This is a genomic window from Rhodococcus sp. 2G (genome assembly GCF_001886355.1).
Taxonomy (GTDB): Bacteria; Actinomycetota; Actinomycetes; order Mycobacteriales; family Mycobacteriaceae; genus Rhodococcus; species Rhodococcus pyridinivorans.
The window spans coordinates 207,871-230,752 of sequence record NZ_CP018064.1; the positions used below are offsets into that span (position 1 = coordinate 207,871).

Sequence of the window (22,882 nt, forward strand, 5' to 3'; positions counted from 1 at the left end):
TTACGGCGATTTGGGGTGTTTTAAGGGGGTGGAGAACGGCCCCTCTCCCCCGAGCCGGCGTAAGGCCGCAATTTTGGATGGGCCACCGGTCGTCAGTCGAATCATGACGAGACCGGCCCCCAAAAGCAGCGGCGCTCCCGTCGGTCATGGGCAAAATCAGGCACCTCTCCCCCACTCCCGGACTGGTCTAGGAGGTCCGCAATCGATCAGTTTGTGAAGGTCTTGGAGGGCGAATCGGGAGTGCGAACCATGCTGTGAGCGCGGTGCTCCCGTGTCCGGGATGCGCGTGCAGGGTGCCTTTCTTCTGCTGTCAATGAGTCCCGACTGGACCTGTTCGACGAGGCCCCGTAGACCCCCCAAGATCATCCGTGAACTGTGGGGCACGTCAGGGGCAGGGGATCCAAATGGGGACTCAAGGGCAGAGCTGTGGCGCCGAAGATGGCACTTCATGCCAGAACGTATGCAGCCGAAATTCGACAGCAAACCACATATCCGGGAGTGAAAACGACCTCGAAGTTGGCTCGGGAGAGCGGTACCACCAGCTCATCTGGACGGGATATTAAGACGTCAGGAATCCGCAAGGGCCAGTTCTCAGCCCTCCTTCGACGCATTAAGAGCGGGTACAAAAATGCCGATAGCGGATCAATTCCGTCGACTGCCAGGCGATGGTGCCGGCCGAATCGGGTTTGGCTCATCCACTTCACTGATTCTCTTTGGAAGAGTATTTGGGCCGCACCCGGTAGGAGATGTCACCAGATTGCATGCCTAGATGGCCGGCCGACCTCCCCTCCAATGTGGATAACAGGAGAACGAGAGGGAGGTCTGAACGCCTCCACATGCGAACTAGCGCAGTAGTACGCAGGGGCATGATTCGTGAAACCGGAGATTTCAGCCGACCGGATCTACAGGATTCCGATCCCCCACTGGCGCTAGCTGACAGGTCGTGGGGGTGTCCAAAGCAGCTCGATTGCGAGGTTCCAGTCATCGCGGTCTAGGTACTTGCGGGACATGAGAATGTGAACTGAGCTGCAGTTATTAACACAAAAGTATTGCTAACACAGACCCCATGTGCACAGCATGTCTAGTTGGTAAGACAGATATTTAGTCTGGTGTGGAACAAACAGCCCGACGGTGCACTACATGAGATGCATATGTTTGGTTCTAGACAGATCAACTGTGTTATAGATGTGATGCAGTTCAACTGTAGTGAGCATGTTTGCTGTTGTGTCAGTCTGAACCATCTATCGTGTGTGGAACATATAGGACAGAGACAACATCAAAAACATGCATCATTGGTTGAACATTATGCCTGTCTATGCAGTGGGATGCTTAGGATCATTGCTGTCTGTATAGGAAGGTGCGTATTAGATACACACATACTGCTGACTGTACATGTGATTAATGCAGTACGCGTACTGTTTCCTCAACAGATGACAAGTTCTAAACGTGTAGTCAATGTGAAACATTGTATAAATATTGTACGGGTCATCCATGTGCCGAATATGGCATGTCATGCACTGCTCATGCATTAAAGCAGGCGTGTAAATCTGATATATGAAGCCAATGCAGTCTGGGTCGAATGTGTGACACAGCTTGGCTTGCTGGTCAGTGTTCGCAATCAGACACGTGCCACACATGCATACCTTCATGAACAAGCTCACCGTTGTACACCTCATGCACGAACACGCAGCGTCGTCCTGACAGCGCAGATCCACTGGATGGAATGTTGTGCATTGAGAGTAAGGGCTACACGGATGGTGTTGAGAGACCAGACAGGATGCGGTGTCTGTGGCAGCTGATGTCTCCTGCTACAACAGATACTGAAGAGTGCACGCGTGTCGTGGACTGCACAGAAACCACGACTTGTATGCTCTGCCAATACGGATCCTGCCTGCACAGGTGCCTGCCTCACTGAAAAATGGGCATCGTGTGGGCCAGACAGAAAGGGGGTGCGATGGCCAGCCTTGGTGAAAGTCGCGCCAACTACCGCGCCAAGACCGTGGCTACCTTGTGCTCGAAGGGTGGCGTCGGGAAGAGCACGCTGACGGCTCAGATCCTTGACAACGCTGCTCGCTTCGGGCTTCGCGTCGCTGGTGTCGACCTGGACCCCAACGGATCGCTTTCCAGGATGACCGGGACGCTCGCCCCGGTGGGGGAGATTTCGATTCGTGAGGTCCTCGAGGGGTCGATCACACCTCAGGCCGCTACGCGCAAACCACTTCAGTGGCAACCGGAAGTCGTGGCCGATCGAGCCTGGGCGAAGGGCGGCCCGCTCATTCCCGGCGGGGAAGTCCACATCGTTCCAGCGCCCGACCGGGGACTGGATGCAGTGACGTCCCGGTCAGGGACCGAAGCCGAGCACGCACTCTTCGAAGCGATCACCACGTCGGGGTTCGGCGAGTACTACGACATGATCATCGTTGATCCGCCCGCCAGCACGGCGTCCACGTTCCACCTCGCATTGAACGCTGCGCAGCACCTTGTTTTCCCTCTCCAGACAGAGTCGGCGGCATTGTCCGGACTTGTGCTGACCATCGAGTCAGCGATCAAGTTTTCGAGTAGTACAGGCCGGCCTGTAAATGGCATCGGGGTAGCGGCAACCATGATGGACGGCCGCACCACCGAGCACACGGAAACTCTTGCAGCAGCCAAGGAATGGATGCAGGAGAAGTTTCACGGCCAGTTGCCCGTTCTCGAACCTCCGGTACCTCGTCGTACGACGGTTCCGGAAGCGGGCGCCGAGATGCTTCCTGTTGCGCGCGTAGCGCGGGGGAGTAAAGGTGCACAGCTCACCGCGGCCTACTCTGCGATCGCGTTGGCTGTTGTAGCCAGTGTGGTGCCGGAGAAGACCGACGCGATCTTCGATGCGTTCGAGGCGGCAGATCTCCCCGCAGAGCTCGCCGAGGTTGTCTTCGCGAACTTCCGTGCATCGGAAGATCCTTCGGCCTCTCTCGAAACCCCCGCGAACTAGGAAGGAACTTCCCATGGCACGACCCAAAGTGGATCGTCTGGGCCTGGCAAAGGCGGGCACGCTCGGAACCAGCCTGGCAGCGTTCGCTGATGCCCCGGCGGCGCCGGCTCCGGAAAGCACGGACATCACCTCTCCCAACCCGTCGACCAACCCGCTTGACCAGCAGGAAGACGACATCGTCGATGACTTTGACGATGACTACGAGGACGAAGACGAGGACGACGATCTGAGCTCGGAGGAGGTGGCAGAGGCCGCACCGAGCCCTCGGAAGGGGAGGGCGGCAGCGCGAACCAAACGTTCCGCTCACATCCAGATGAAGACCTTCCCGATGCTCAAGTCGACAGTGGACGCGGTCTCCGATGCCTCGCTCAACTGGCATATCTCTGATCCGAGTCGGATGAAGAAGTTCGGCGGTACAGCGTCGGAGACGGCCTTCGTCCAAGCACTCCTGCTGTTCGCAGTCGATCGGATCAACAGGAACGAGAAGGATGCCCAGCGTCTGCTCCGGTACTTCCCGGAGAATGCGCGTATCCGAAACAAGTAGACGATCACATGATCACAAGGTGAGGGGCCGGTCGAACTCGACCGGCCCCTCACGCTATCTACCCTGTGACCTCGTCCTTTGTCTCCCGAACGTGCGTCTTGCGATGCGTGGCGCCGCTCCGACAGAACCTGGCATGCGAGTATGCCAACCATCGGAGATCAACAGTCAGCGCACATCAGGGAGCATCGAACGTGATCACACTGCGCCTCCACCGCCACGCACGCGCATGCCTCGACGCCGTGGCCGAACGCACAGACCGCCCACTTGGCTGGATCCTCGGCGAAGCTGCTATCGAAGCCATGCGGGCAACAGCCCACGCGTCAACGGATGACCATGCCATCGCGGTGCTCGGCCCGTACCTGGCGAGCCCCGCACGGACGGAAGAGGCCCGCATGACAACGACATTGCCCAGTCACTGCGAGTACGCAGTAGAACTCCTCGGAAACGTCTACACCCGGTGTTCGGGCGCGCCCGTCTCGACGGCCGCCGTCGTCCGAGCCGCGTGGTCCCGCTGGCTCGACGTGGCCACAGTCGAGGACATCACGTTCAGACTTGGAGCAGTCCGCCCAGCAACAGCCGTACTGGCGGCAGTTAGCGCAGGTGTGGCATGAACTGCGTGTTCACACCAACCCTGACCGTCGCGGCGTCCGCGTTGCTCTTGTCGGCAAAATGCGCGCCGAACACAACGTTCGGGCCCGAGGACGCCGAAGCGTTCCTGCCCACCCGGTTGCGATACACCGAACTGGGGCCGAAGTCCGCGGTCGTCACCCCCCGGCAGGCGTGGGAGGAACTGGCGGCCGCGGGACGAGTGGTCGGCGACTTCATCGCCTGGCGCCTCGTTGACGTAACAACGGGGGAGTGACATGAGTGACCCTCGACCAAAGCTGGTCCGCCCTAACAGAGCCCGCGGTAAAACCGGGTTCTTCGTCCCGGTAGTCAAGGACTTCTGGAAGGAGATGGCAGCCGAAGGGTGCAGCTTCTCCGAGATCGGATACTTCGCCCTGATTCTGACGTCGAAGGCAACCACTCCGGTCGGCAGCCTGTACCTGCAGCACGAGTGGGGCGACATCGAAGGCACCAACCCGGACCATGCAGAGAAGTCGCTCGACTCTCTCGAACGCCGGGGAAAGATAGTCCGAGATGGATATTACATTCTCGTGAGGTCGTGGATTCGGCGAAATTGCTTCACCAATCCGAACTATTTGAAGGCCGGTCTGTACCCGCTGCAGAACGATATCGACAGTCCGCTGCTCCGATTCGTTATCGGATCAGAATTGCTACGACTGGATTTATCGAGTCTCGAGCCTACGAAGGCACAAAATCTCCATGCGAGTGCCAGTTTGTTGTGGGCGGAAATTACTGAGTCTGAACTTCCGCCACCCAACGCGATGACCGGTGACCTCAACCATCCCAACGACTACATGATCGGAGCCCTTGCAACGATGCCAGGGATCGACTCCGCGGCGGCCGAACTCGACCGTCGGAACTGGTGTGTAGTGAAGGAAGAGCTGCGCGTGCCTCTGCAGAAGGCGCTGGCGCAGGTTCGCAACGTCACACCGTTCCAGGCCCGGATACACGCCCAGTAAAGCTCCCGCCACGCCGGCTCGGAAGGCCCACGGACATGTTCCGTGGGCCTTCTCTGTGCCCTATGCAGACACGAAAATCGGCCCAAAAATCGGTGGATGCCCCTTCCGATACCCCTGTGGATACCCTATCCACTTCGCGAAAAGTGGATACCTGTACGGATACCCTTGCGGATACCCTATCCACCTGTATCGGCGCAGGTCAGAGTTGGGATGGATAGGGTATCCACTACCCCTATGGATAGTCGCGCTCGCGCGTGCGTGCGCGCGCGCGAACAAGATCACAACAACTAAAACCCCACCTCCCTACGGTCGGTGGGGGTGCAGGGGGAGGGATGGCACGGGAGAGCCCGGGCACAACCTCGCCGCTGCGCGCCGAGGCCTCGATGCGCCGGCCGGCGCATCCCGTGATCGGATCGACGCCAGGAATCGGGATGCCAGCCCTACAGCCCTCCAGGAGGCTCTGGAGGGTTCATTTCCAACCCGGGTATGCAAACAGGGCCGAAAATGCGCCACGCGGCCTCTCAGCCCTTGTTTCAGGCGGTCTCTGTCCAGGCGCGATCTCCCAACCTGAGCTCAAGCCCCAAGATCGGAGCGGCGCAGTTCACGACGACCCGTCGCACGGGCGCTCGATCCAGTCCCCACAACTCGGCTGCCGCACACCCGAAACAGCCCCTCTAGCGTGGTCCGCGAAACCAGTCGAATGCATACTTCACGCAAGGGAGAAACAATGTCTGAAATCAACGAAGACATACTCGCCCAAGCGCTTTTTGCGGCCCTCGAAAAACGGCCCCAGATACTCAACGAATTTGCCGATCGAGTCGCCTCTCTGGTTATTGCTGCTATGCGCGAAGAATCCATACCAGAGGGGACTGGATCGCGCTCTACTCATGCCTGGAAAGCGCCTCCGGAACGCATCGACGAACTGATCACATGGGTGGAAGAGACCGGAGCGCGGATCATCGACGGCGCCCCTGAGACATGGGCACTCGCAGTGGTTGCCGCCAGTGGAGCTACGCGCCCCGAGGATGTGTTCACCTGGGCGTTCAGCGATACATGCCCAACCAGTTACTGGCGACGTAACCGGGTTCCGATAGCTGCTCCCGCTGCGACAAAATCCGGCGCTGCCAAGGCGGGGCTCTACACACAGATGCTGGCCGAGTTCCGCGCAGCTCAAACAGCCGATGGTGCACTCGCCGTGGCAGGAATAGATCGGCTGATCGAAACCGTGGCCGAACAGATTCGCTTCTACGGGCTAGTTGACCAGGTCAAACCCACTCTGGCGTGGAGACGAAACGCGCTGGCGATCCTGAGGTCCTGCGACGGGACTGATCCGGGGGAGGTAATCGTGTGGGCGATGCGCAGCCGAAACCACTGGCGTTCCAACATTCAGGGAGTTCCAGCTGAGCGCACCTTCCGCAAGATTCACGGGGACTACGTGGCAGCAGGCGTGGGATTCAACCTCCGCCGCGATGGTGGCGAGCACGCCAAAGCCATCGAGGAACTGACTCATGGATGGGCTTGCTACCTCGCGAAGCTGCTTGAACGCCGAAATATTCCAGTTCGACCTGTGTCGCATCGGTCTGTCTGGGAGCTCCTCACTGGCGGGGACGGAGGCCAACCTGTTCCGGAAGTCCAACTGCAATCTGTCGTTCGGTGGATCCTCGACCCCCACGCCGGCCGCGCACGCTTCTACACCAGTGGTGACGACTTTCCACCACCAAGCAAGGTTCGGAAGGCGCTGGTCGACATGGCTACTGACGGCTCACACTCCCGAGCCGGGCAGTCACGCGTCGCCACTACAAACGCGCTCGCAGGCGACGGTATGGCCACTGTCGGTTCGACAACAGTGACTGTGGAAGGAATCTGATGAAGTTTGCTCTCTCCGGTGGCGACATCGTGAAAGTGGGATGCAGTGGTTGCGGAGCCTCGGTAAGTCGAATGTCTGGACTGCCGGGCCGCGCCCACGACTGGAAAGACCACGTGGTGTGTAGCAAGTGCCGAAACGACGATCCGGCAGAGACGTGGGCAGCTGAGCTTGACGCTCAGGCGCAACTCCGTCTGCAGCAGCGGATTCTCGATTTCGATGCGACCGCCGGTTATGAGACCGCAAGTCTTGAGGCTGACGATGTTCGGGCAACCCGCTGGGCGCAGGCGGCACGACAGGCCCTACGGGCGGCCGAGACCGATCCGAAATCGAGAACTTGTCTGATGTTCTTCGGCCCGACTGGAATCGGGAAGACCTGGGCAGGCTTTGCCATCTGTAATGCTGCCGCTCGTCAGTTCGGCGCCGACAGTGTGCGCTTCGCAACTGAGGAGTCGCTGCTCGGCGGTGACGTCGCACCGTGGGAGTTGCGGTCTCGTATTCAGGGATGGCTGCGTGGCGCGTCTGCGGTACTCATCGACGACATCGGCGTCGCCAATCGCCGTTCCGATCACGTGCAGGTGGCATGGAAGGAACTGTGCTCTCAGATCGCAGCGCATCCGCGTGAGCTGCTCGTCGTTGGGACGACGAATAGGCAGGGGTGGAACGGTGATGCCGGGCTTACCGCGTGGATGGGCGCCCAGTCGACTTCTCGTCTTCGGCAGTGGTCTGTGGACTGTTCAACCGGCTGGTCGGACCGACGAACTGGCGTAGTGCACGAACGGTGGCGTGATCACCTGACCGGGGGACCGGAACGGTAACCGTCACCATGGTGTGCACGACAGATCAGGAGGTGGAGACCGCATGACGGGTAGGGCTGATCCCTGGGGCGACGGCGATGCTGGCGTTGAGGCCGGCAATCCGTGGGACGATCGGTCGCTCGATGAAGCGGCGTGGACTGAGTCGATCCATATGGAACCTGATACGTCCGACTGGCAGCACACTCCTCGACCTGTCCAGCGTCCCCCGCGCCCGGTTGACAGTCCGGGGAAGCCGAGGCCTACTCGAGGCCAGGTCGGGACTCGACCAGAAGTCCATACGTCCTCGGGAAAGTCGGATAAGAGCCGTAAGGGATGGCGGTCTCTGTTCAGGGGACGTGGCATCAGTGCAGGTAGAAGCGAGACCGATTCACTGAAAGCATCAGTGAGCAGGCCTCTGCCTCGCGCCAAAACCGTCGCTTTCATCAACGAAGGTGGAGGCACGGGCAAGACGACGAGTGCTCTACTGCTCGGTTTGACGCTGGCCCTGTATCGGCCGGGTCCTATTGTCGCGGTTGATGCATCCCCCGGATGTGGCGATCTGGCGAATCGTGCCCCTGCTCCTGACGGCCCGGTGGGAACGGTCCGCACCGTGGTCAGCAGCGCTGAACGGATTAGCAGTTACGAGCAGGTGCGCGCACATACGAACGTGCTGTCCGGTGGTCTGGAGTTGCTTGCTGCCGATGCGTCGATGTCGAACGACGCCGTTTTCACCGGTGCGGCGTACACGCGGTTGATGGGTGTACTGCGACAGCACTATGACCTCGTGATCACGGACTGCGCGGCCGGCATGGTCTCGGATGTGGTCCCCGCGGTTCTCGACGATGCTGACTTGGTGGTCATCGTGTCTGAGGGCGGTGATGGTGTCCGTTCGTCGACATGGACGGCCAACTGGATGTTGGAGCATGCGCAGCGGAACCCGCGTTACAAGCAGTTGCTCGACGATGCTGTCGTCGTGGTCAATTCGCGCCATGACCGCACCAATGCCAACACCGGGAAGATTGTGGACTTCTATCGGGGCATCGTCCGCGCGGTGGTTCAACTGCCCTTTGATCAGCATCTCGAGGGCGGCAACATCATCGAGATGAACAAGCTCGCAGACGCAACTCGCCATCAGTTGATGAAGCTCGCTGACGCCGTGATGTCCTCAGCGGCCATGGAACGCTAACGGAATTTGTGGTTCGCGGCGGCGCTCCGCGGTAGGCGGTGGGGGTGCTGCGGGGAAGTGACCCCGCAGCACACCTGTCCTACTGGGTCTCGAAGCGAGGAAGATCCCGCATCACGGTGCCGGAGTCGGTCTTCCATACATTGCAGGTGAACACCATGGTGGCGGGATTGACGCCGTAGGGGCTGTTGCCTTGGGAGGTACCTGTGACGGTCCACTTGCCGTTGGTGGCCGTGGCCTTCACGTCAGCGAGGGTGGCAGGTACCTGTTCGACCGTGTACTGATCGTCGATGTGTTCGTTGCAGATGTCGATGGCGACCTGTTCGGACAGGGGTGCTTCGCGGTCGAAGGTGGCCTTGAACCCAGGATCGTCGCCGCAGCGGGCGTTGTCGTTCATCTTGAACTCGTGTTGTCCCTTTCTCAGGCCTGTCTGGGCTGCTCCCAATGCCCCTACGGTGACTTTCGCGTTGGCCAAGCGGTTTGCTGCAGCGTCGGGGTTGTCATCGATCGCGCAGTCGAACCGGACGAAGTAGCCCCCGTCGGGGTAGTTGTCGAGGAAGTCCTGTCGGATCTTCTGCCAGGCGAGGTTCAGCGACTTGGAATCAGCCGTTTCGACGAGTGCACGGTAGTTGCGTTCGGTGTCTTCGACCAAGGTGTATTGCGCGATAACAGGCTGCACGGTCGGGGTGGCGGCTGTTGTGGTCGCTGAAGGGGGAGCGGCGGGCGAGACTGTTTCGTCGGCGTTGGTTGTGGCGCTGCTGCATCCGACGAGGGTTGCCGTAGCCAGTGTGAGTAGTGCGAGGCAAGACCGATACGCGTACATAAGGGTGATTGATCCTTTCGTCCGGTTAAGTATCGAAGGGCGGAAGTCGATCTTGAACGCGGGTGGGCGAAACGGAATGCCCCTGTCCTGCGCCACAGGCCGTGCTCTACGAGCAGTCAACACCGGAGTCCACCGTGAGGCGAAGCCATCCCGCGGAAGCTGTAAGTCGACTTTCAACTGGTGGGCAGAAGCGGATCCAAGTTTGCCCAGACGGTGTAGGCAACCCCCGATTCGTCCACCGAGGTAAACGGCCGGCCGGTTCCGGACCGCGCAAGAAGACGCTCGGGATACTCGCAGGCAAAGGTGGTGATGCTTTCCTCGACCGCCTGAACGATGTGAGGCGCCTGGCCTTTCTTGTCGGCTGCTCGGATTGAGCCCCGTGAAGTGGTGTAAACCGTTGTGCGCGTTGCGCTGTGAGGCTGTGTTGATTATGCCGTAAGGGGCGTCTGCTCGTCCACCACCTCTCCGGGACGGGCGGGTCGGACTGCGTCGAGGACGGTCGGTGCCGGCGGGGACAGCAATGTCATCGACTCTTCCGACAGGTAGCGACGATCACTGACCTGCCATTCCTCGTGTGCTTCGATGAGCACACAGGTGGCCAGCCGCAACAGTGCGGTGGGGTTCGGGAAGATCCCGACTACGTCGGTTCTGCGCTTGATTTCCCGATTGAGCCGCTCGATCGGATTGGTGCTCCAGATTTTCTTCCAGTGCGCCTCGGGGAAGTCGGCGAACGCAGTGATCTGTTCCTTGCACTCGATCAGCATCGCTGCCACCGTCGGGAATTGCGACTCCAAGGTGCTGGCGACGGTGTCCACGTGGTCGCGCACCAGCATCCCGGTGGGCTGGGAGAAGATGGTGCGTATCGCCGCGGCGACCATCTCGAACTGGCCTTTGGGGATCCGGGCGGCGACGTTGCGCAGGAAATGCACCCGGCACCGCTGCCACGCCGCCCCCACCAACACCTTGTCGATCGCGTTCATCAGACCGCGGTGGTGGTCGGAGATCACCAACTGCACCCCGTGCAGACCACGTTCGCGCAGGCTCCGCAGGAATTCGGCCCAGAACACCTCGGTCTCGCTGTCGCCGACCGCGCAGCCGAGGACCTCCCGCCGGCCGTCGGCGGCGACACCGGTGGCGATGACCACCGCTTGGGACACGACCTTCGCGCCCTTGCCGCGGTTGTCCCCACCGACGCGGGCCTTGCAGTAGGTGGCATCGAGAAACACGTACGGGTAGGCGTGGACATCGAGTTCACGAGTGTTGAACGAGCGGACCTCGTCGTCCAGGTCCCCGCAGATCCGTGATACCTCGGACTTGGAGATTCCGGTGTCGGCACCCAGTGCGACGACCAGGTCGTCGACTTTGCGGGTCGAGACGCCGTGCACGTAGGCCTCCATGATCACCGCATGCAGGGCCTGGTCGATGCGACGGCGTGGGTGCAGCAGCGACGGGAAGAACGAGCCGTGCCGAAGCTTGGGAATCTTCACCGTCACGTCGCCGCTGGTGGTCGAGACAGTCTTGTCGCGGGTACCGTTTCTGCTGGTGGTGCGGGTGTCGGTCCGTTCGTAGCGTCCGGCACCGATATGGGCGGTCGCCTCGGCGTCGACCAACGCTTGCAGAATCGTGGCGAGCAGGGTGCGCATGATGTCGCCGCCGTCGGCGGTGCGTAGCGACTCGGTGAGCTCGAGTAGGGCAGACTGGTCCAGGGCCATCGCGGTGTCTTTCTCGTGTGAGTTTCTTGGTCGTTACCCACACAGCTTCACGCGGTGGCCCTTCTACGTTCAGGACCGACACGGTCCCGATTCGGGAGCCCGGTTTCACACCACCCCAGGGGACTTACCCGCTGCTCGTGATAGGCCGAGTGTGTTCATGCGGTGGTGCAGGGCTTCTGCTCCGTCCTGCGTTGCGAGCACGAGAAGGATCTGCGGGGTGGTCAATCCGAACTCCTCACACGCCTCAGCGATTTGGGTACTAGGGGTGACGACACTGACCCACGTTCGGAGAGGGAGAGCAGAGGTACTGGTCATACCCACGATTGTGGGAAGTGCCTTTCGGGCGTGCGGCGTGAGCGGCATGCCACGGCCGGAACGCGTGACATCAGAATGGGAGTGGGCTCCATCGCCCATCCTCACCCGAGCGAACTGAAGGGACTTGTAGGAGTGCAGATGTCCGTCGAACACCGAACCCGTCTACGGGAGGCGGCGATTCGGTTGGCATCCGTGGGGGTCACCACGCCCGCGATGGCCGCAGCCCGGGATAGAAACGCATTGGACGACACTGCGTGGCCACCCCGGCTGACAGTGCAGCTCCTCGTCGACGTGCGGGCACATGCATCCACCCTCTGGCCGATGGGAGTCACAGTTCAAGACCTGCCGCCGATACCGGCCCATGCACCACCGCCTGGGGCTGCGCCGGCGCGGCAGGCACATGCGGTAGTTGACGGAAAGCTCGCCTCAGTGACTTCCTCCGCTGTGCACACCCGCACCCGCCCCGCAGGTCCCCACCAGGCTCGCCGCACGCCGGAATCCGCGGCACCGTGGGGGACCGGAACTCGAGTTGCCGCAGCTCCGACCCCATCGCAGGCCCTGGCCGCTGCAGGCTTCGACGTGTCGATCCCGCAGGCGCCGACAGCGCACTCCGCTGCGGCAGTGCTCACCCAACAAGGAGCGGGCGATCCCTTGCTGTTCGATGGGTTGCTGGACTCGTTGAGGGGAGTGCCGGTAGATGACCTCGATGGGGTCAGCGCCAAGGTGCGCGACAAGCTCGTCGCCGGTGGTGTCGGGACCGTCTACGACCTCTTGATGCGCGTTCCACTGCGCTACGTCGACCGCACCCAACTCGTGCCGCTGCGTCAGCTTCGCTCCGGCTTATCGCAGGTCACGTTCATTGCCCGTGTGCTGGGTGTGACAACGAACTGGGAAAAGCGTTACGTGCGATTCCAACTCGGGGACGAAAGCACCCGAGTCTCCGCGATGTTCTTCAACGCGATGTGGATGGGTAAACGATTCCGGCGTGGTGACCTGCTGCTGGTCCAGGGCGACGTTGGGGACTTCAACGGCGCATTGCAGATGACCTCACCACTTCTGGAACCGATGAGCGAGTCCACAGCACCGCTGCTCGCGATCTACCCGCAATCGCAGAAACATGAGGTCGATACGTGGATGCTGCGCCGTGCCGCGGTCGATGCACTTCGTCGAATCCCGGAGCTGGATGACCCGATTCCCTCGAACTTGCTGGCTCAACGGAAGCTGCCGTCGCGGCTGACCGCGCTACGCGCTGTCCATGTCCCCGAGTCCAAACAGCACGCAGAGAAAGGCCGGGACCGACTGGCCTACGACGAACTCCTGCGGTTGCAGCTTGCCCTCGGAGTGCTTCGAAACGCACAAGCCGCCGAAGCCGGCATCGCCCACAAGCCCACCGGGCGACTGCTCGATGCATGGTTGGCTGGCCTGCCGTACACCCCCACCGGTGCACAGCAGCGGGCGATAGCCGATATCCGCACCGACATGACCGCCCCCCGACCGATGAATCGGCTGCTGCAGGGAGACGTCGGCGCCGGAAAGACCCTCGTCCTTGCAGCCACTGCGTTACTGGCAATCGAAGGCGGCTTCCAGGCGGTCCTCATGGCCCCGACCGAAATTCTCGCCCGGCAACACTTCGAAGAGATCGCCGAAGCATTGCGACCTCTCGGCGTGACCGTCGACCTGCTGGTGTCCCGGAACCTGCCTCGCTCCCGCAAAGCGGTCTTGACCGACCTGGCGTCGGGAGCCGTGAACCTTCTGGTGGGCACGCATTCGGTGCTGTCGGAGCCGGTGGTGTTCGCCAACCTCGGAGTGGCGTTGATCGATGAGCAGCACCGGTTCGGTGTCGACCAGCGTGCCGTCCTGGCTGCGAAAGGCCCGGCGGGAGCGACACCAGATGTTCTGCAGGCCACCGCTACGCCGATCCCGAGAACTGCAGCGATCACGACCTACGGTGATCTCGAACTGTCGATCCTCGACGAGAAGCCACCTGGCCGCACTCCCACGGTCACCGACTGGGTCGAGAGTGCAGACACCGCAGATCCCCAGGCCCAGGTGTGGCGTGCTGTGCGAGAGCAGATCAGCCAGGGGCGGCAAGCCTTCGTGGTGTGCCCGTTGGTGAAGGTGTCCGGGCAGGAATCCGAGACGAAGATGGCGGCCGCGGCGGAGGAGACGCTCGCCGAGCTCGCGCAGGGGGCACTGGCTGGGATGCGGCTGGGTTTGGCCACTGGCAAGCAGAAGCCGGACGAGCGCAACGAGACGATGCGCGCGTTCAAGGCCCACGAACTCGATGTGCTGGTCGCTACGACCGTTATCGAGGTCGGGGTGTCCGTACCGAACGCGACAGCCATCGTGATTCTCGATGCCACCAAGTTCGGGCTCGCTCAGCTCCATCAGCTCCGCGGCCGAGTGGGTCGCGGACGATGGCCGGGGCAGTGCTGGCTGGTCGGGGAGACGAATAGCGAAGACGGTATTGCTCGTATGGCTGCAATGTGCGAGACAGACGATGGCTTCGTTCTGTCCGAACGAGATCTGCAGATCCGTGGTCCGGGTGCGCTTACGGGCTCTGCACAGGCCGGCCGGGATGCGGGGCTGCTGGTCGCCGATCTGATTGCCGACGCAGACATCCACCTGGCTGCCCGCGAAGACGCCCACACCATTTTGGAGCGGGACCCCCAGTTGTTGCGCAGTCTCACGCTCAAACGAGAGGTAGAGGCTGCTCTGGGGGACGAGGCCCACTATTTGACCAAGAGCTGACCGGGTCTCGTCGAGTAGCAGGCCCGTAGTTACAGGTCGAACAGGGGAACTTGACTCGCGTGAGCTTCGGCTTCGTTGTCGCGGACGAAGCGTTCAGCCATCGCCTGAGCGACGCTCTCCTTACATCCGAGCTCGCGGCTGATCTCGCTCCAGCTGTATCCGTCTTGCTGCATTTGCCACGCTGTGTGATGCAGTTCGTGGTCGATAGTCAACGTTCCCCCTTTTGGTGCGCCAGTAGTAGCTGGCTATGAGGTGGAATCGGGTACACGGCCAGTAAGCGCCACCTACTGATTCTGCAAGCTTCGTTTGACACCGGTTGTCGGCTTCAGCGGAGACCAGGGCGTTCGATGGGCAATTGGATGTCGGTCTCGTTCGACACCACCGGTCCCGCAGTGCGCCAGACCTCGGTTGGCGGCGCGAGGTTACCGACTACTTGCGGTTGACGGCCGAAGGTGCAGCCGGCGTCCTTTCAGGAAATGCTCTTCGGAGAACATCAGCGTCACCGAGAAGGGGCCCCGACAAGAGGGCCTCGTCCACCGAGACGGCACCTGCGGCGAGGCCGACGACGACGTCCGCCTCGGCGGTCAGGACGGTATCGGGCGGATGGTCGCCGGCGACGACCGCGCTCGGACCTTCGTCGTCGATCCGGAGGACGATGAGGAGGCCGTTAACATCGAATCCGAGCTCCACGGCTGGCGATGCCTTCCTGCCGCGGAGCATGGCCGGCAGTGCCAGCGTCAGCCAGCGCGGCCGGAACGCGTCCTCGCCCCGCCCGGTCGCCAGCAGCGGAGCGCCCCACCGTCCGAGACCCTCCATCGGCTCCCTCAGCTCTTCGCCCCAGGGCGTGAGGCCGTAAATGACGCCCGGGTCCCCCAATCGTCGTTCCACGACACCGGCTCCCTCCATCGTCCGGAGACGCTCGCTCAGGAGGTTGCTCGCAATGCCGGGAAGGGAGGACTTCAGCTCGCTGTACCGCAGTGGCCCAGCTAGCAGTTCGCGCACGATGAGGAGGTTCCACCGGTCACCGACGATGTCCAGTGCCCGGGCCAGGCCGCAGAACTGACCGTATGTGCGTCTGGGCGGTGGCTTTATGTTCTCCATGCTGGTTGATATTATCAACTAGCGATTTCGGAGTCATCTCCGGTTCGACGAGGTCAGAAGGGGTTGTGTCATGGAGATCAGCTGGTTCGAGGCAGCGCTCGCGTTCCTGGCAGGCATGGTCGTGGCGTTCATCTGGTACCAGAAGGGCCCGATCGCGAACGCCTGGGAGCGGCTGACGGGCGTCACGCCGGACCGCTCGCGGCCGGCCCGGTTAAGGAACATGACCCAGCTGGCCATCGCGAACCTCGTGACCGCCCTCGGACTCACCGTGGCAATCTCGCTCGCGGCGGCAACGACGGGGAATGCATCCATGGGGATGGCGCTGCTGGTCGGGTTCGCGGCGTGGCTGACGTTCTCGGCCAGCACGCTGCTGCAGCACAACGCCTTCGAGCTGAAACCCCCGATGCTGACCGTCATCAACACGAGCTACCAGCTCGCCATGTTCCTCGCGATGTCGATCGTGATCGGGCTGGTGTGACGCGCGTGAGCCGTGTCGATCACCTCGCCCGGCACCCGACGTGGCTGATGCGTCCGAAGATGTTCGCCTCCGAGCCGTACTCGGCAGGACTTCTGGTCGTGCCGTGAGTCGTGGTCCAGCAGGATCGCGCGTCGACCTCTACGCCGCGATCCGACGCGATGCCAAGACGGGTTTGTCGAAGCGGGCATTGCAGCGCAAGCACGGGGTCGGGTACCGCACCGTTGCGGCAGCCTTGGCCTCCGCGTGGCCCAAGGAGCCCAATCCGCCACCGAAGCGAGGGTCGCGGCTCGATCCCTACCGGCCAGTGATCGATGGCTGGTTGCGCGAGGATCTCGACGCGCCGAGGAAGCAGCGGCACACCGCGAAGCGGATCTTCGACCGGCTCCTCGCCGAGTACGACGCCAGTGGGGTCGTTTCGTACGGGATGGTGCGCGACTACGTCGCGACTCGTCGGCGAGAGATCCGCATCGAGTCCGGACGGGAACCGGTCAACACGTTCATCCCGCAGACTCACCTGCCTGGCCGTGAGGCCGAGGTCGACTTCGGCGAAATCGTCGTCCGGCTCCGCGGAGAGCTGGTGACCTGCACCCTGTTCAGCCTGCGCCTGTCCTACTCCGGCAAGGCCGTCCATCGCATCAGCGCCTCAGCCGGACAGGAGGCGTTCTTCGAAGGACACGCCCACGCCTTCCGGATCCTCGGCGGGGTCCCGACCGGGAAGATCCGCTACGACAACCTCGAGGCCGCCGTCGCGAGCGTGATCGGGTTCAGTCGCCAGCGGGTCGAGGCGGATCGGTGGACGGCGTTCCGCTCCCACTACGGGATCGAGGCATTCTACTGCCAGCCCGGGATCACTGGCGCACACGAGAAGGGCGGCGTCGAGGGCGACATCGGCTGGTTCCGCCGCAACCACCTCGTCCCCATCCCAGAAGCCGACTCCATCGAGGAGGTCAACACGATGGTCGACGCCTGGAACCGCTCGGACGAGGACCGCCGGATCGCGAACCGTGCACACACCATTGGCGAGCATTTCGCCACTGAGCAGCCGATGCTCGCTCAGCTACCGATTGAGGAATTCGAGACCGGCCGCTGGTTCACCCCGCGGGTCGACAGGTTCGCTCAGGTGAGCGTCCGGATGAATAAGTACTCCGTGCCCGCTCGCTACGTCGGTCGCCAAGTCCGGGTCCTGCTGCATGCCAGCGAGCTGATCGTCTACGACGGCCAGGCGGTGGTGGCGCACCACGAACGGCTGATGACCAAGGGCGGCGTCCAGCTCGACTTGGACCACTACCTCGAGGTCCTCCTCCGCAAGCCCGGGGCTCTGCCCGGAGCCACCGCCCTCGAGCAAGCCCGGAAGGCGGGCCGGTTCACCCCGCTCCACGACGAGTGGTGGGCCTCGGCCTGCAAGACCCACGGCGATTCCGAAGGTACCCGCGCCCTGATCGAGGTTCTGCTGCTGCACCGACACCTCCCGCATGAGCATGTCGTTGCTGGGCTGGCCGCCGCTCTACGAGCGGGAGGGCATACCGCGGACGTCGTTGCTCTGGAAGCCCGCAAAGCCGAAGACAGCACCCACGACAACGGCGGCGCAGTCGACTCCGGGGAGTCGGCTCGAAGCGAGACCACCGGGATCGCGTCGCTCACCGAGCGACGGCTGCGCAAGCCGCTACACGTCGATACCCGACCGCTGCCGACCGTCGACCAGTACGACCAACTGTTACGCCGCCCCTCACGCGCCCAGGACTGAAGGAGCCCCACATGACCCGCCGCCGAGGCATGACCGAGGAAGCCGCCAACGCATCCATCGACCAGGCGTGCCGCATGCTGCGGCTGCCGACCATCCGCCAAGGCTTCGCCGACGGCGCAGACCGAGCGGCGGCCGAGCAGATGTCCTACCGCGGGTTCCTCGCCGAACTCCTCCTCGCCGAGTGCGACGACCGGGCACGACGTCGCTCGGAACGACGGATCAAAGCCGCCAAATTCCCCCGAGAGAAGTCGCTGCGGGCCTTCGAGTTCGACGCCAACCCCAACATCGACCCCGCCACCATCCACACCCTCGCGAAGTGCGAGTGGGTCATGAAGGGCCAGCCCCTCTGCCTCATCGGCGACTCCGGCACCGGCAAGTCCCACCTCCTCATCGCGCTCGGCACGGAAGCCGCCATGGCCGGCTGCCGCGTCAAATACACCCTGGCCACGAAGCTCGCCAACGAACTCGTCGAGGCCGCCGACGAGAAGATCCTGTCGAAGACTATCGCCCGCTACGGCCGCGTCGACCTGCTCTGCATTGATGAACTCGGCTACATGCAGCTCGACAGGCGCGGAGCCGAACTCCTCTTCCAGGTCCTCACCGAACGCGAGGAGAAGGCATCCGTCGCGATCGCGTCCAACGAGTCGTTCTCCGGCTGGACCAAGACCTTCACCGACCCGCGACTCTGCGCCGCCATCGTCGACCGCCTCACCTTCGGCGGCACCATCATCGAGACCGGCACCGACTCCTACCGCCTCGCCCACACCAACCGCCAACTCGCGCAGCAGTAGACGGCCGCGAAGTGGTGTCGAGTGAAGCCGACATTCCTACCCCACTCAGAGCCCGAGTGGTGTCGAACGAGATCGACGAGCGGTGTCAGACGAAGCCGTCATAGCCAACCTACAGGTCGAAATGGCGTTGACACGCCGAGCGCCACACGAGTTGGTACAGATTTGTGAGGAGTTACTGCTGCGTATCCTGGTCGTTCAGGACTCCGAGCAAGTGGGCTTCGGCTGCGACTTGAGCGATCGTTTTGGGATTGGTGACGTGGGGCCCGGTGGTGAACAATCCGCCGCGGTCTCCGTTCGGGTACGTCAGTAGCCAACCTTCTCTCCCGTAGCCGTACTCGCCGGGATCCACATGTTCGATGGTGTATTCGTCACCGGCGTCGTTGACTTGGGCGTAGAAGAAGTCATGGCCGCGGTTGGATTGCTTTCTCCAATCAAGCCGTGTGCGTTCGTACTTGACGCTTTTTCCCATGATCCCATTTCCTCGCTCTGCTGTGCTGAGTGTGCGGGCGACGACGCTTTCTCAGGAGCGTAGCCAGATCAACGTCTGTCCGGGAGGATGCCAGTCGATCTGTGAAGTCGTCGATACGGGACACCCTCCGTGGGGAGTTGAGTAGCCGCCTGCGGGGGGTCGCTTCGAAGGTTTCGGCGCAGTTGCTGGGGGTAACGGATGGGCTCCGCAGAGCAAGGGGGAGTGGAGATGTGGAGGTCCTGGAATGCAGTTGTCGCGGTCTGTGCGCTGGGAGTGGCGATGGCGGGGTGCAGTAGCAGTGACGATGAGGCTCCAGACGCCGTCGACGACCCAGTAGCGGCACTCGAAGCGGCTGCGACCGAGTGGTCGGAGTCCTTCTTCTCGGGTGACTCCTCCGAGGCATACGATCTTTTCACCGCGGACTGCAAGGACACCTTCTCTCCGGACGAGTTCAAGGCCTTGTCCGACTTCAACCGCGCCGATGGCGCTTCTCGGACGCTGACGGACGTCACCGCCCGGGTTGACGGTGACCGAGGAGCTGTCGACTTGGTGTACGAGAACGCGGACAGCGACACGAACATGCCCTGGGTATTGGTCGACGGAGAGTGGAAGACGAGTGACTGCACTCTCCGCGAGTGAGCGTCAACCACCAGGTGCTTCGGTCTGCGCCTTGCGGAGGGACGCAGGGGAATGCGGGGGTAGTTCGCACATATGTTCTATCCGCGCCTTATAATGAGATCGCAGCAGGTCGATGGAAGGATGCTCACGGCGGACTTCGGGAAGCATCGGCCTGCTGCGTAGCTTCAGCGTGCAGCGCTACTGTCCGGAGACTGCTCAAGGGCTGCTATGGATAGTCCATGGCACCTTCCGCCGGCTGGCAGCAAGACCCGAAGGACCGGAACTTCGAGCGCTATTGGGACGGCGAGCAGTGGACCAACCAAACGCGGCGCCGCAGCAATGCTCGAGATTCCCATCCTCGCGTAGAACAACCGCCAGCGACGGTTCCCCGGATGTCTCTCCGTTGGCTTCTTGGCATCGCCGCGGTGTTCTTCCTGTCGGGAGCGCTCAGCTTGGCGTCGATTGGCAACTTCGGAGGTTGCCTCTCATTTACGGCCGCGAGTGCAAGCTGCCTGATCCCCAGCATTCTCCAGCCATGGCTGGTGACACGAGGCCGTCCACCGCTCCGCGCAACGCGGTGGCTTCCCATTGCGGTGGGATTGATGGTCATCGGCATGATCGGCGATGCCACCCAGGTGACGATGTCACCTTCCGCGCGTCAGAGCGAGACCGACAAGCGCGTACAGCAATCCGAACGAAAAACAACGCCTCCCTCTCCCGAGTCCACTGCAGCGCCCGAACCGGTCCAAGAGTTGGAACTGTTGGACTGCGCCCCTCCGACCGTAGAAGTACTGGAAATTGAGTGGGAGCACCCCGCTACCGCAACCGATCCGCAGAACGTCTTTCGTCGCACCATGACTGTCCGCATAGTGAACCACAGCCAGCACAGCATCAGGACTAGCGGTGCAGGATTCAACATGGCGTGGCGAACGCCAGATGGTCGTGTCGTCAACATGGCTGAGGACATCTTTGACGGCAAGAGGTCGTGGATGTCATGGGATTCGGTTCCGGGCTCCAACAACCTCGAGCCGGTATCCGATCGAGTCGAGGGTCAGGGCAGTGTCGAATATACGAGATCCTTCGGCTCCTACGCTGATATCTATACGGACGGAACCGAACCGTGGGTTCACCAGCGTCATGTGTTCTACGAGTTCGACAACCCGGACCTTGAGCGTGCCTGCGAGGAACAACGGGCACGGCTTGGGCAGGCTCGACAGGCCGATGGGCATACCGAGATTCGGTGATCCGGTGTGAGCGTCACCTGCTCGCCGCCAGGCAGAACTGTTGGATGCGGGGGAGAGGACCACGATAGGCAGGAAACAGTTGGGTGCCGTCTGCTCGAACGGGACTGCCGTGGTCGTACATCTGACGGATGCCGGCGCATGCATCCCGCAAAGCAGCAGCGACATTGCGCGACTTGGAGCGCCGCTGCTGCAGCGGGGCGTACACGACCACGGTGTTCCCGTGGATCGAGACACCGGGGCCGGATTCGCGTGGGGGAAGACCGTTCATGCTGCGTCGGAACTCGTAGTCGAGCACCGCTAGCAGATAGAGAGCCTGGTCCGAATCTGGTTCGTCGTCGAGAACGATCACGAGCAAGTCCTTGTCGAGATCGCACCGCTCAGGATTGTCTTCATCGATCGACTCGACGAGGCCACGGCTTCGCCATGCCGGCAGGGTCACGGTTGGTGAGTTCACAATGCACTTCCCAGTTGCAGGGGTCGAATGTCAGAGAGTCCGAATGCTCGCGCGACGACGTCGGTCACTACCTCGAAGTCGTCGACGTTCGTGCACGCCGCGGTGAGCGTTGCCGCCGCCATTTCTGCGCCGAGGCCGGCATCGAGAATCTGCTGAGTTGCAAGTAGATCCGCCATCTGCGGGCGCCATACAGGAAAGCCGCCGTCTGCCATCGAGTTGACGTGCCGCTCGAGTAGATTGCGGCCAATCTTCACCAGTCGCCCATCGATTCCGGCCGCTTCCGCGATCGTGTAGTCCGTCTCCACGGTGATTTCGAACGGGAAGCGACGTTTGATTGCGTCATCGAGCGGGCGAACGCCTTGGCCTTCTTCGTTGTAGGTGATGATCAGACCGAATCCTGGACTGGCAATGACCGGCGGCTGGTCGGGCCGGTCGTCGAGGACGAGCTGGCCTCTCGAGTCAGCTATCGATAGCAGCGCCGCGATGGTTTCCGACGGGGCCCGATTGACCTCGTCGAACAGCAGCACCTTGCCCTCTTTCATGGCGCGTGTCAGTGGACCGTCGCACCAGATGAAGCTGCCGTCGGGGTGGGGCTGGTAGTGGCCGGCAAGCGCCGACACGGTGAGGTCGCCATGGCCCTGGATGGTGATCAGGTCGGAGCCGAACGCTGCGGCGGGGAGGGTGGTCTTTCCGGCGCCGGGCAGGCCTTTGAGCCGGATGTTCATCACTCCGCGCAGCTTGCGCAGCACCAGGTAGTCGGGCATGCCTGCGATGGATCGAGGCCAGTAGCGGCGCCCGTCGGGCAGTAGTACCCCATCGGCATCCTCAGCAGGAATCGGCATCAGTGCCCGCGCATCAGCCGGGGTTCCGAACGAGGTGGTCGTAGCGCCACGGACCGGATCATTGCTGATGGTGAGCGCTTGGTCGGCGGCTGCGAGGGGATCGTCGACGACGGTGCCGGAGGTGGTGGCGAGCATGGCGAACAACGACCGTGGGTTCACCGGGAGCGTGTCATCAGCCCCGTAGAAGCAGACCTGGGGCGGACGAAGGACGTGCTCTGAAGTGGAGACGGTCGTCGAACCATCCGGGATGTAGTAGTGCTGGAACAGCTCGGCGAACACCCGTTGCGGGTTTCGAGTCGGTGGTTCGTCGCGAAGGATCAACGTCGCGTCCTCGAACTGGGCATTGCTGCCGAATGCCGATACGACATGAGGATCGCCGGTGTACGGATCGATGAAAGTCACTGCGGCGTGGACCCGCTCAGTCGGGCCAGTCAAGTCCCTGCAAGCCCACGCAGCGAACGTCACGCTCGCCATCAGATAGCCCCTTCGTGTGGTGATCGATTGATGCGCAAAGCTTCGCAACGCTCGGAAACGAGGGCGGCACGAGAGTTCACGTCGATGGACGTGACGGAGCGACCGCAGCTGTGCCGCACAA

The 22,882-nt window shown here is 62.2% G+C and carries 20 protein-coding genes; 13 read left to right on the forward strand and 7 right to left on the reverse strand.

Annotated features, from left to right (window positions below; translation table 11 throughout):
* Positions 1-1,954 precede the first annotated feature (1,954 nt).
* From BO226_RS25800 to BO226_RS25825, 7 genes are all read left to right on the forward strand, one after another.
* Complete coding sequence (locus tag BO226_RS25800) at positions 1,955-2,971, forward strand: ParA family protein (RefSeq protein WP_064257502.1); 1,017 nt, start codon at positions 1,955-1,957, stop codon at positions 2,969-2,971.
* Between the two features lie 13 nt (positions 2,972-2,984).
* Positions 2,985-3,515, forward strand: a complete 531-nt coding sequence (locus BO226_RS25805) for a hypothetical protein (protein WP_064257503.1) — start codon at positions 2,985-2,987, stop codon at positions 3,513-3,515.
* 616 nt (positions 3,516-4,131) lie between these two features.
* Complete coding sequence (locus BO226_RS25810) at positions 4,132-4,377, forward strand: hypothetical protein (protein WP_138846232.1); 246 nt, start codon at positions 4,132-4,134, stop codon at positions 4,375-4,377.
* Position 4,378: 1 nt separating this feature from the next.
* Positions 4,379-5,101, forward strand: coding sequence for a hypothetical protein (locus tag BO226_RS25815; protein WP_156666246.1), 723 nt, complete (start codon positions 4,379-4,381; stop codon positions 5,099-5,101).
* Between the two features lie 727 nt (positions 5,102-5,828).
* Positions 5,829-6,968: a hypothetical protein gene (locus tag BO226_RS27510; protein WP_156666175.1), complete on the forward strand. Its 1,140-nt coding sequence runs from the start codon at positions 5,829-5,831 to the stop codon at positions 6,966-6,968.
* Complete coding sequence (locus BO226_RS27515; RefSeq protein WP_156666176.1) at positions 6,968-7,783, forward strand: AAA family ATPase; 816 nt, start codon at positions 6,968-6,970, stop codon at positions 7,781-7,783. The genes BO226_RS27510 and BO226_RS27515 overlap by 1 nt, the downstream gene beginning before the upstream one ends.
* Positions 7,784-8,165: 382 nt before the next feature.
* A complete protein-coding gene (locus BO226_RS25825) occupies positions 8,166-8,948 on the forward strand; it encodes a MinD/ParA family ATP-binding protein (protein ID WP_071936705.1) in 783 nt (260 codons plus the stop codon).
* Positions 8,949-9,027: 79 nt separating this feature from the next.
* Here the strand turns inward: BO226_RS25825 and BO226_RS25830 are convergent, their stop codons facing one another.
* Positions 9,028-9,864 carry a hypothetical protein gene (locus tag BO226_RS25830; protein ID WP_156895437.1) on the reverse strand — a complete coding sequence of 279 codons (837 nt, stop codon included), beginning with the start codon at positions 9,862-9,864 and terminating at the stop codon, positions 9,028-9,030.
* A gap of 332 nt (positions 9,865-10,196) precedes the next feature.
* Entirely contained in the window at positions 10,197-11,480 is a 1,284-nt protein-coding gene (locus BO226_RS25835; RefSeq protein ID WP_071936707.1) for an IS256 family transposase, read from the reverse strand.
* An 894-nt stretch (positions 11,481-12,374) separates the two neighbouring features.
* On the opposite strand from BO226_RS25835, the gene BO226_RS25840 reads away from it, so the two are divergent.
* Entirely contained in the window at positions 12,375-14,546 is a 2,172-nt protein-coding gene (locus BO226_RS25840) for an ATP-dependent DNA helicase RecG (protein ID WP_175428172.1), read from the forward strand.
* A gap of 29 nt (positions 14,547-14,575) precedes the next feature.
* On the opposite strand, the gene BO226_RS25845 is transcribed toward BO226_RS25840, so the two are convergent.
* Entirely contained in the window at positions 14,576-14,758 is a 183-nt protein-coding gene (locus BO226_RS25845; RefSeq protein ID WP_064257295.1) for a hypothetical protein, read from the reverse strand.
* A 217-nt stretch (positions 14,759-14,975) separates the two neighbouring features.
* Positions 14,976-15,647: a winged helix-turn-helix transcriptional regulator gene (locus BO226_RS25850; protein ID WP_071936708.1), complete on the reverse strand. Its 672-nt coding sequence runs from the start codon at positions 15,645-15,647 to the stop codon at positions 14,976-14,978.
* 70 nt (positions 15,648-15,717) lie between these two features.
* On the opposite strand from BO226_RS25850, the gene BO226_RS25855 reads away from it, so the two are divergent.
* The 3 genes from BO226_RS25855 (at position 15,718) to istB (ending at position 18,660) form a co-directional block, all read left to right on the forward strand.
* Positions 15,718-16,125: a DUF1761 domain-containing protein gene (locus BO226_RS25855; RefSeq protein ID WP_071936709.1), complete on the forward strand. Its 408-nt coding sequence runs from the start codon at positions 15,718-15,720 to the stop codon at positions 16,123-16,125.
* A 103-nt stretch (positions 16,126-16,228) separates the two neighbouring features.
* A complete protein-coding gene (gene istA / locus BO226_RS25860; RefSeq protein ID WP_071936710.1) occupies positions 16,229-17,869 on the forward strand; it encodes an IS21 family transposase in 1,641 nt (546 codons plus the stop codon).
* Positions 17,870-17,880: 11 nt separating this feature from the next.
* Positions 17,881-18,660 carry an IS21-like element helper ATPase IstB gene (gene istB / locus BO226_RS25865; RefSeq protein ID WP_071936711.1) on the forward strand — a complete coding sequence of 260 codons (780 nt, stop codon included), beginning with the start codon at positions 17,881-17,883 and terminating at the stop codon, positions 18,658-18,660.
* Between the two features lie 172 nt (positions 18,661-18,832).
* Here the strand turns inward: istB and BO226_RS25870 are convergent, their stop codons facing one another.
* Complete coding sequence (locus BO226_RS25870; protein WP_071936712.1) at positions 18,833-19,129, reverse strand: hypothetical protein; 297 nt, start codon at positions 19,127-19,129, stop codon at positions 18,833-18,835.
* 198 nt (positions 19,130-19,327) lie between these two features.
* On the opposite strand from BO226_RS25870, the gene BO226_RS25875 reads away from it, so the two are divergent.
* Positions 19,328-19,768, forward strand: a complete 441-nt coding sequence (locus BO226_RS25875; RefSeq protein ID WP_064257296.1) for a hypothetical protein — start codon at positions 19,328-19,330, stop codon at positions 19,766-19,768.
* Positions 19,769-19,986: 218 nt separating this feature from the next.
* The gene (locus BO226_RS25880) at positions 19,987-20,991 is read left to right on the forward strand and encodes a DUF2510 domain-containing protein (protein ID WP_071936713.1); all 1,005 of its coding nucleotides are present in this window, start codon (positions 19,987-19,989) and stop codon (positions 20,989-20,991) included.
* 13 nt (positions 20,992-21,004) lie between these two features.
* On the opposite strand, the gene BO226_RS25885 is transcribed toward BO226_RS25880, so the two are convergent.
* Positions 21,005-21,445, reverse strand: coding sequence for a hypothetical protein (locus BO226_RS25885; RefSeq protein ID WP_071936714.1), 441 nt, complete (start codon positions 21,443-21,445; stop codon positions 21,005-21,007).
* Positions 21,442-22,761 carry an ATP-binding protein gene (locus BO226_RS25890; protein ID WP_083543791.1) on the reverse strand — a complete coding sequence of 440 codons (1,320 nt, stop codon included), beginning with the start codon at positions 22,759-22,761 and terminating at the stop codon, positions 21,442-21,444. The genes BO226_RS25885 and BO226_RS25890 overlap by 4 nt, the downstream gene beginning before the upstream one ends.
* Between the last annotated feature and the right edge of the window lie 121 nt (positions 22,762-22,882).

Excerpts from the sequence above, each read along its gene's own strand:
- BO226_RS25875 (WP_064257296.1), top strand. The coding sequence starts at position 19,328 with ATGGGCTCCGCAGAGCAAGGGGGAGTGGAGATGTGGAGGTCCTGGAAT.
- BO226_RS25890 (WP_083543791.1), bottom strand. The coding sequence starts at position 22,761 with ATGGCGAGCGTGACGTTCGCTGCGTGGGCTTGCAGGGACTTGACTGGC.
- BO226_RS27515 (WP_156666176.1), top strand. The coding sequence starts at position 6,968 with ATGAAGTTTGCTCTCTCCGGTGGCGACATCGTGAAAGTGGGATGCAGT.
- BO226_RS25800 (WP_064257502.1), top strand. The coding sequence starts at position 1,955 with ATGGCCAGCCTTGGTGAAAGTCGCGCCAACTACCGCGCCAAGACCGTG.
- BO226_RS27510 (WP_156666175.1), top strand. The coding sequence starts at position 5,829 with ATGTCTGAAATCAACGAAGACATACTCGCCCAAGCGCTTTTTGCGGCC.
- istB (WP_071936711.1), top strand. The coding sequence starts at position 17,881 with ATGACCCGCCGCCGAGGCATGACCGAGGAAGCCGCCAACGCATCCATC.
- BO226_RS25805 (WP_064257503.1), top strand. The coding sequence starts at position 2,985 with ATGGCACGACCCAAAGTGGATCGTCTGGGCCTGGCAAAGGCGGGCACG.
- BO226_RS25815 (WP_156666246.1), top strand. The coding sequence starts at position 4,379 with ATGAGTGACCCTCGACCAAAGCTGGTCCGCCCTAACAGAGCCCGCGGT.
- BO226_RS25855 (WP_071936709.1), top strand. The coding sequence starts at position 15,718 with ATGGAGATCAGCTGGTTCGAGGCAGCGCTCGCGTTCCTGGCAGGCATG.
- BO226_RS25850 (WP_071936708.1), bottom strand. The coding sequence starts at position 15,647 with ATGGAGAACATAAAGCCACCGCCCAGACGCACATACGGTCAGTTCTGC.
- BO226_RS25835 (WP_071936707.1), bottom strand. The coding sequence starts at position 11,480 with ATGGCCCTGGACCAGTCTGCCCTACTCGAGCTCACCGAGTCGCTACGC.
- BO226_RS25870 (WP_071936712.1), bottom strand. The coding sequence starts at position 19,129 with ATGGGAAAAAGCGTCAAGTACGAACGCACACGGCTTGATTGGAGAAAG.
- BO226_RS25880 (WP_071936713.1), top strand. The coding sequence starts at position 19,987 with ATGGCACCTTCCGCCGGCTGGCAGCAAGACCCGAAGGACCGGAACTTC.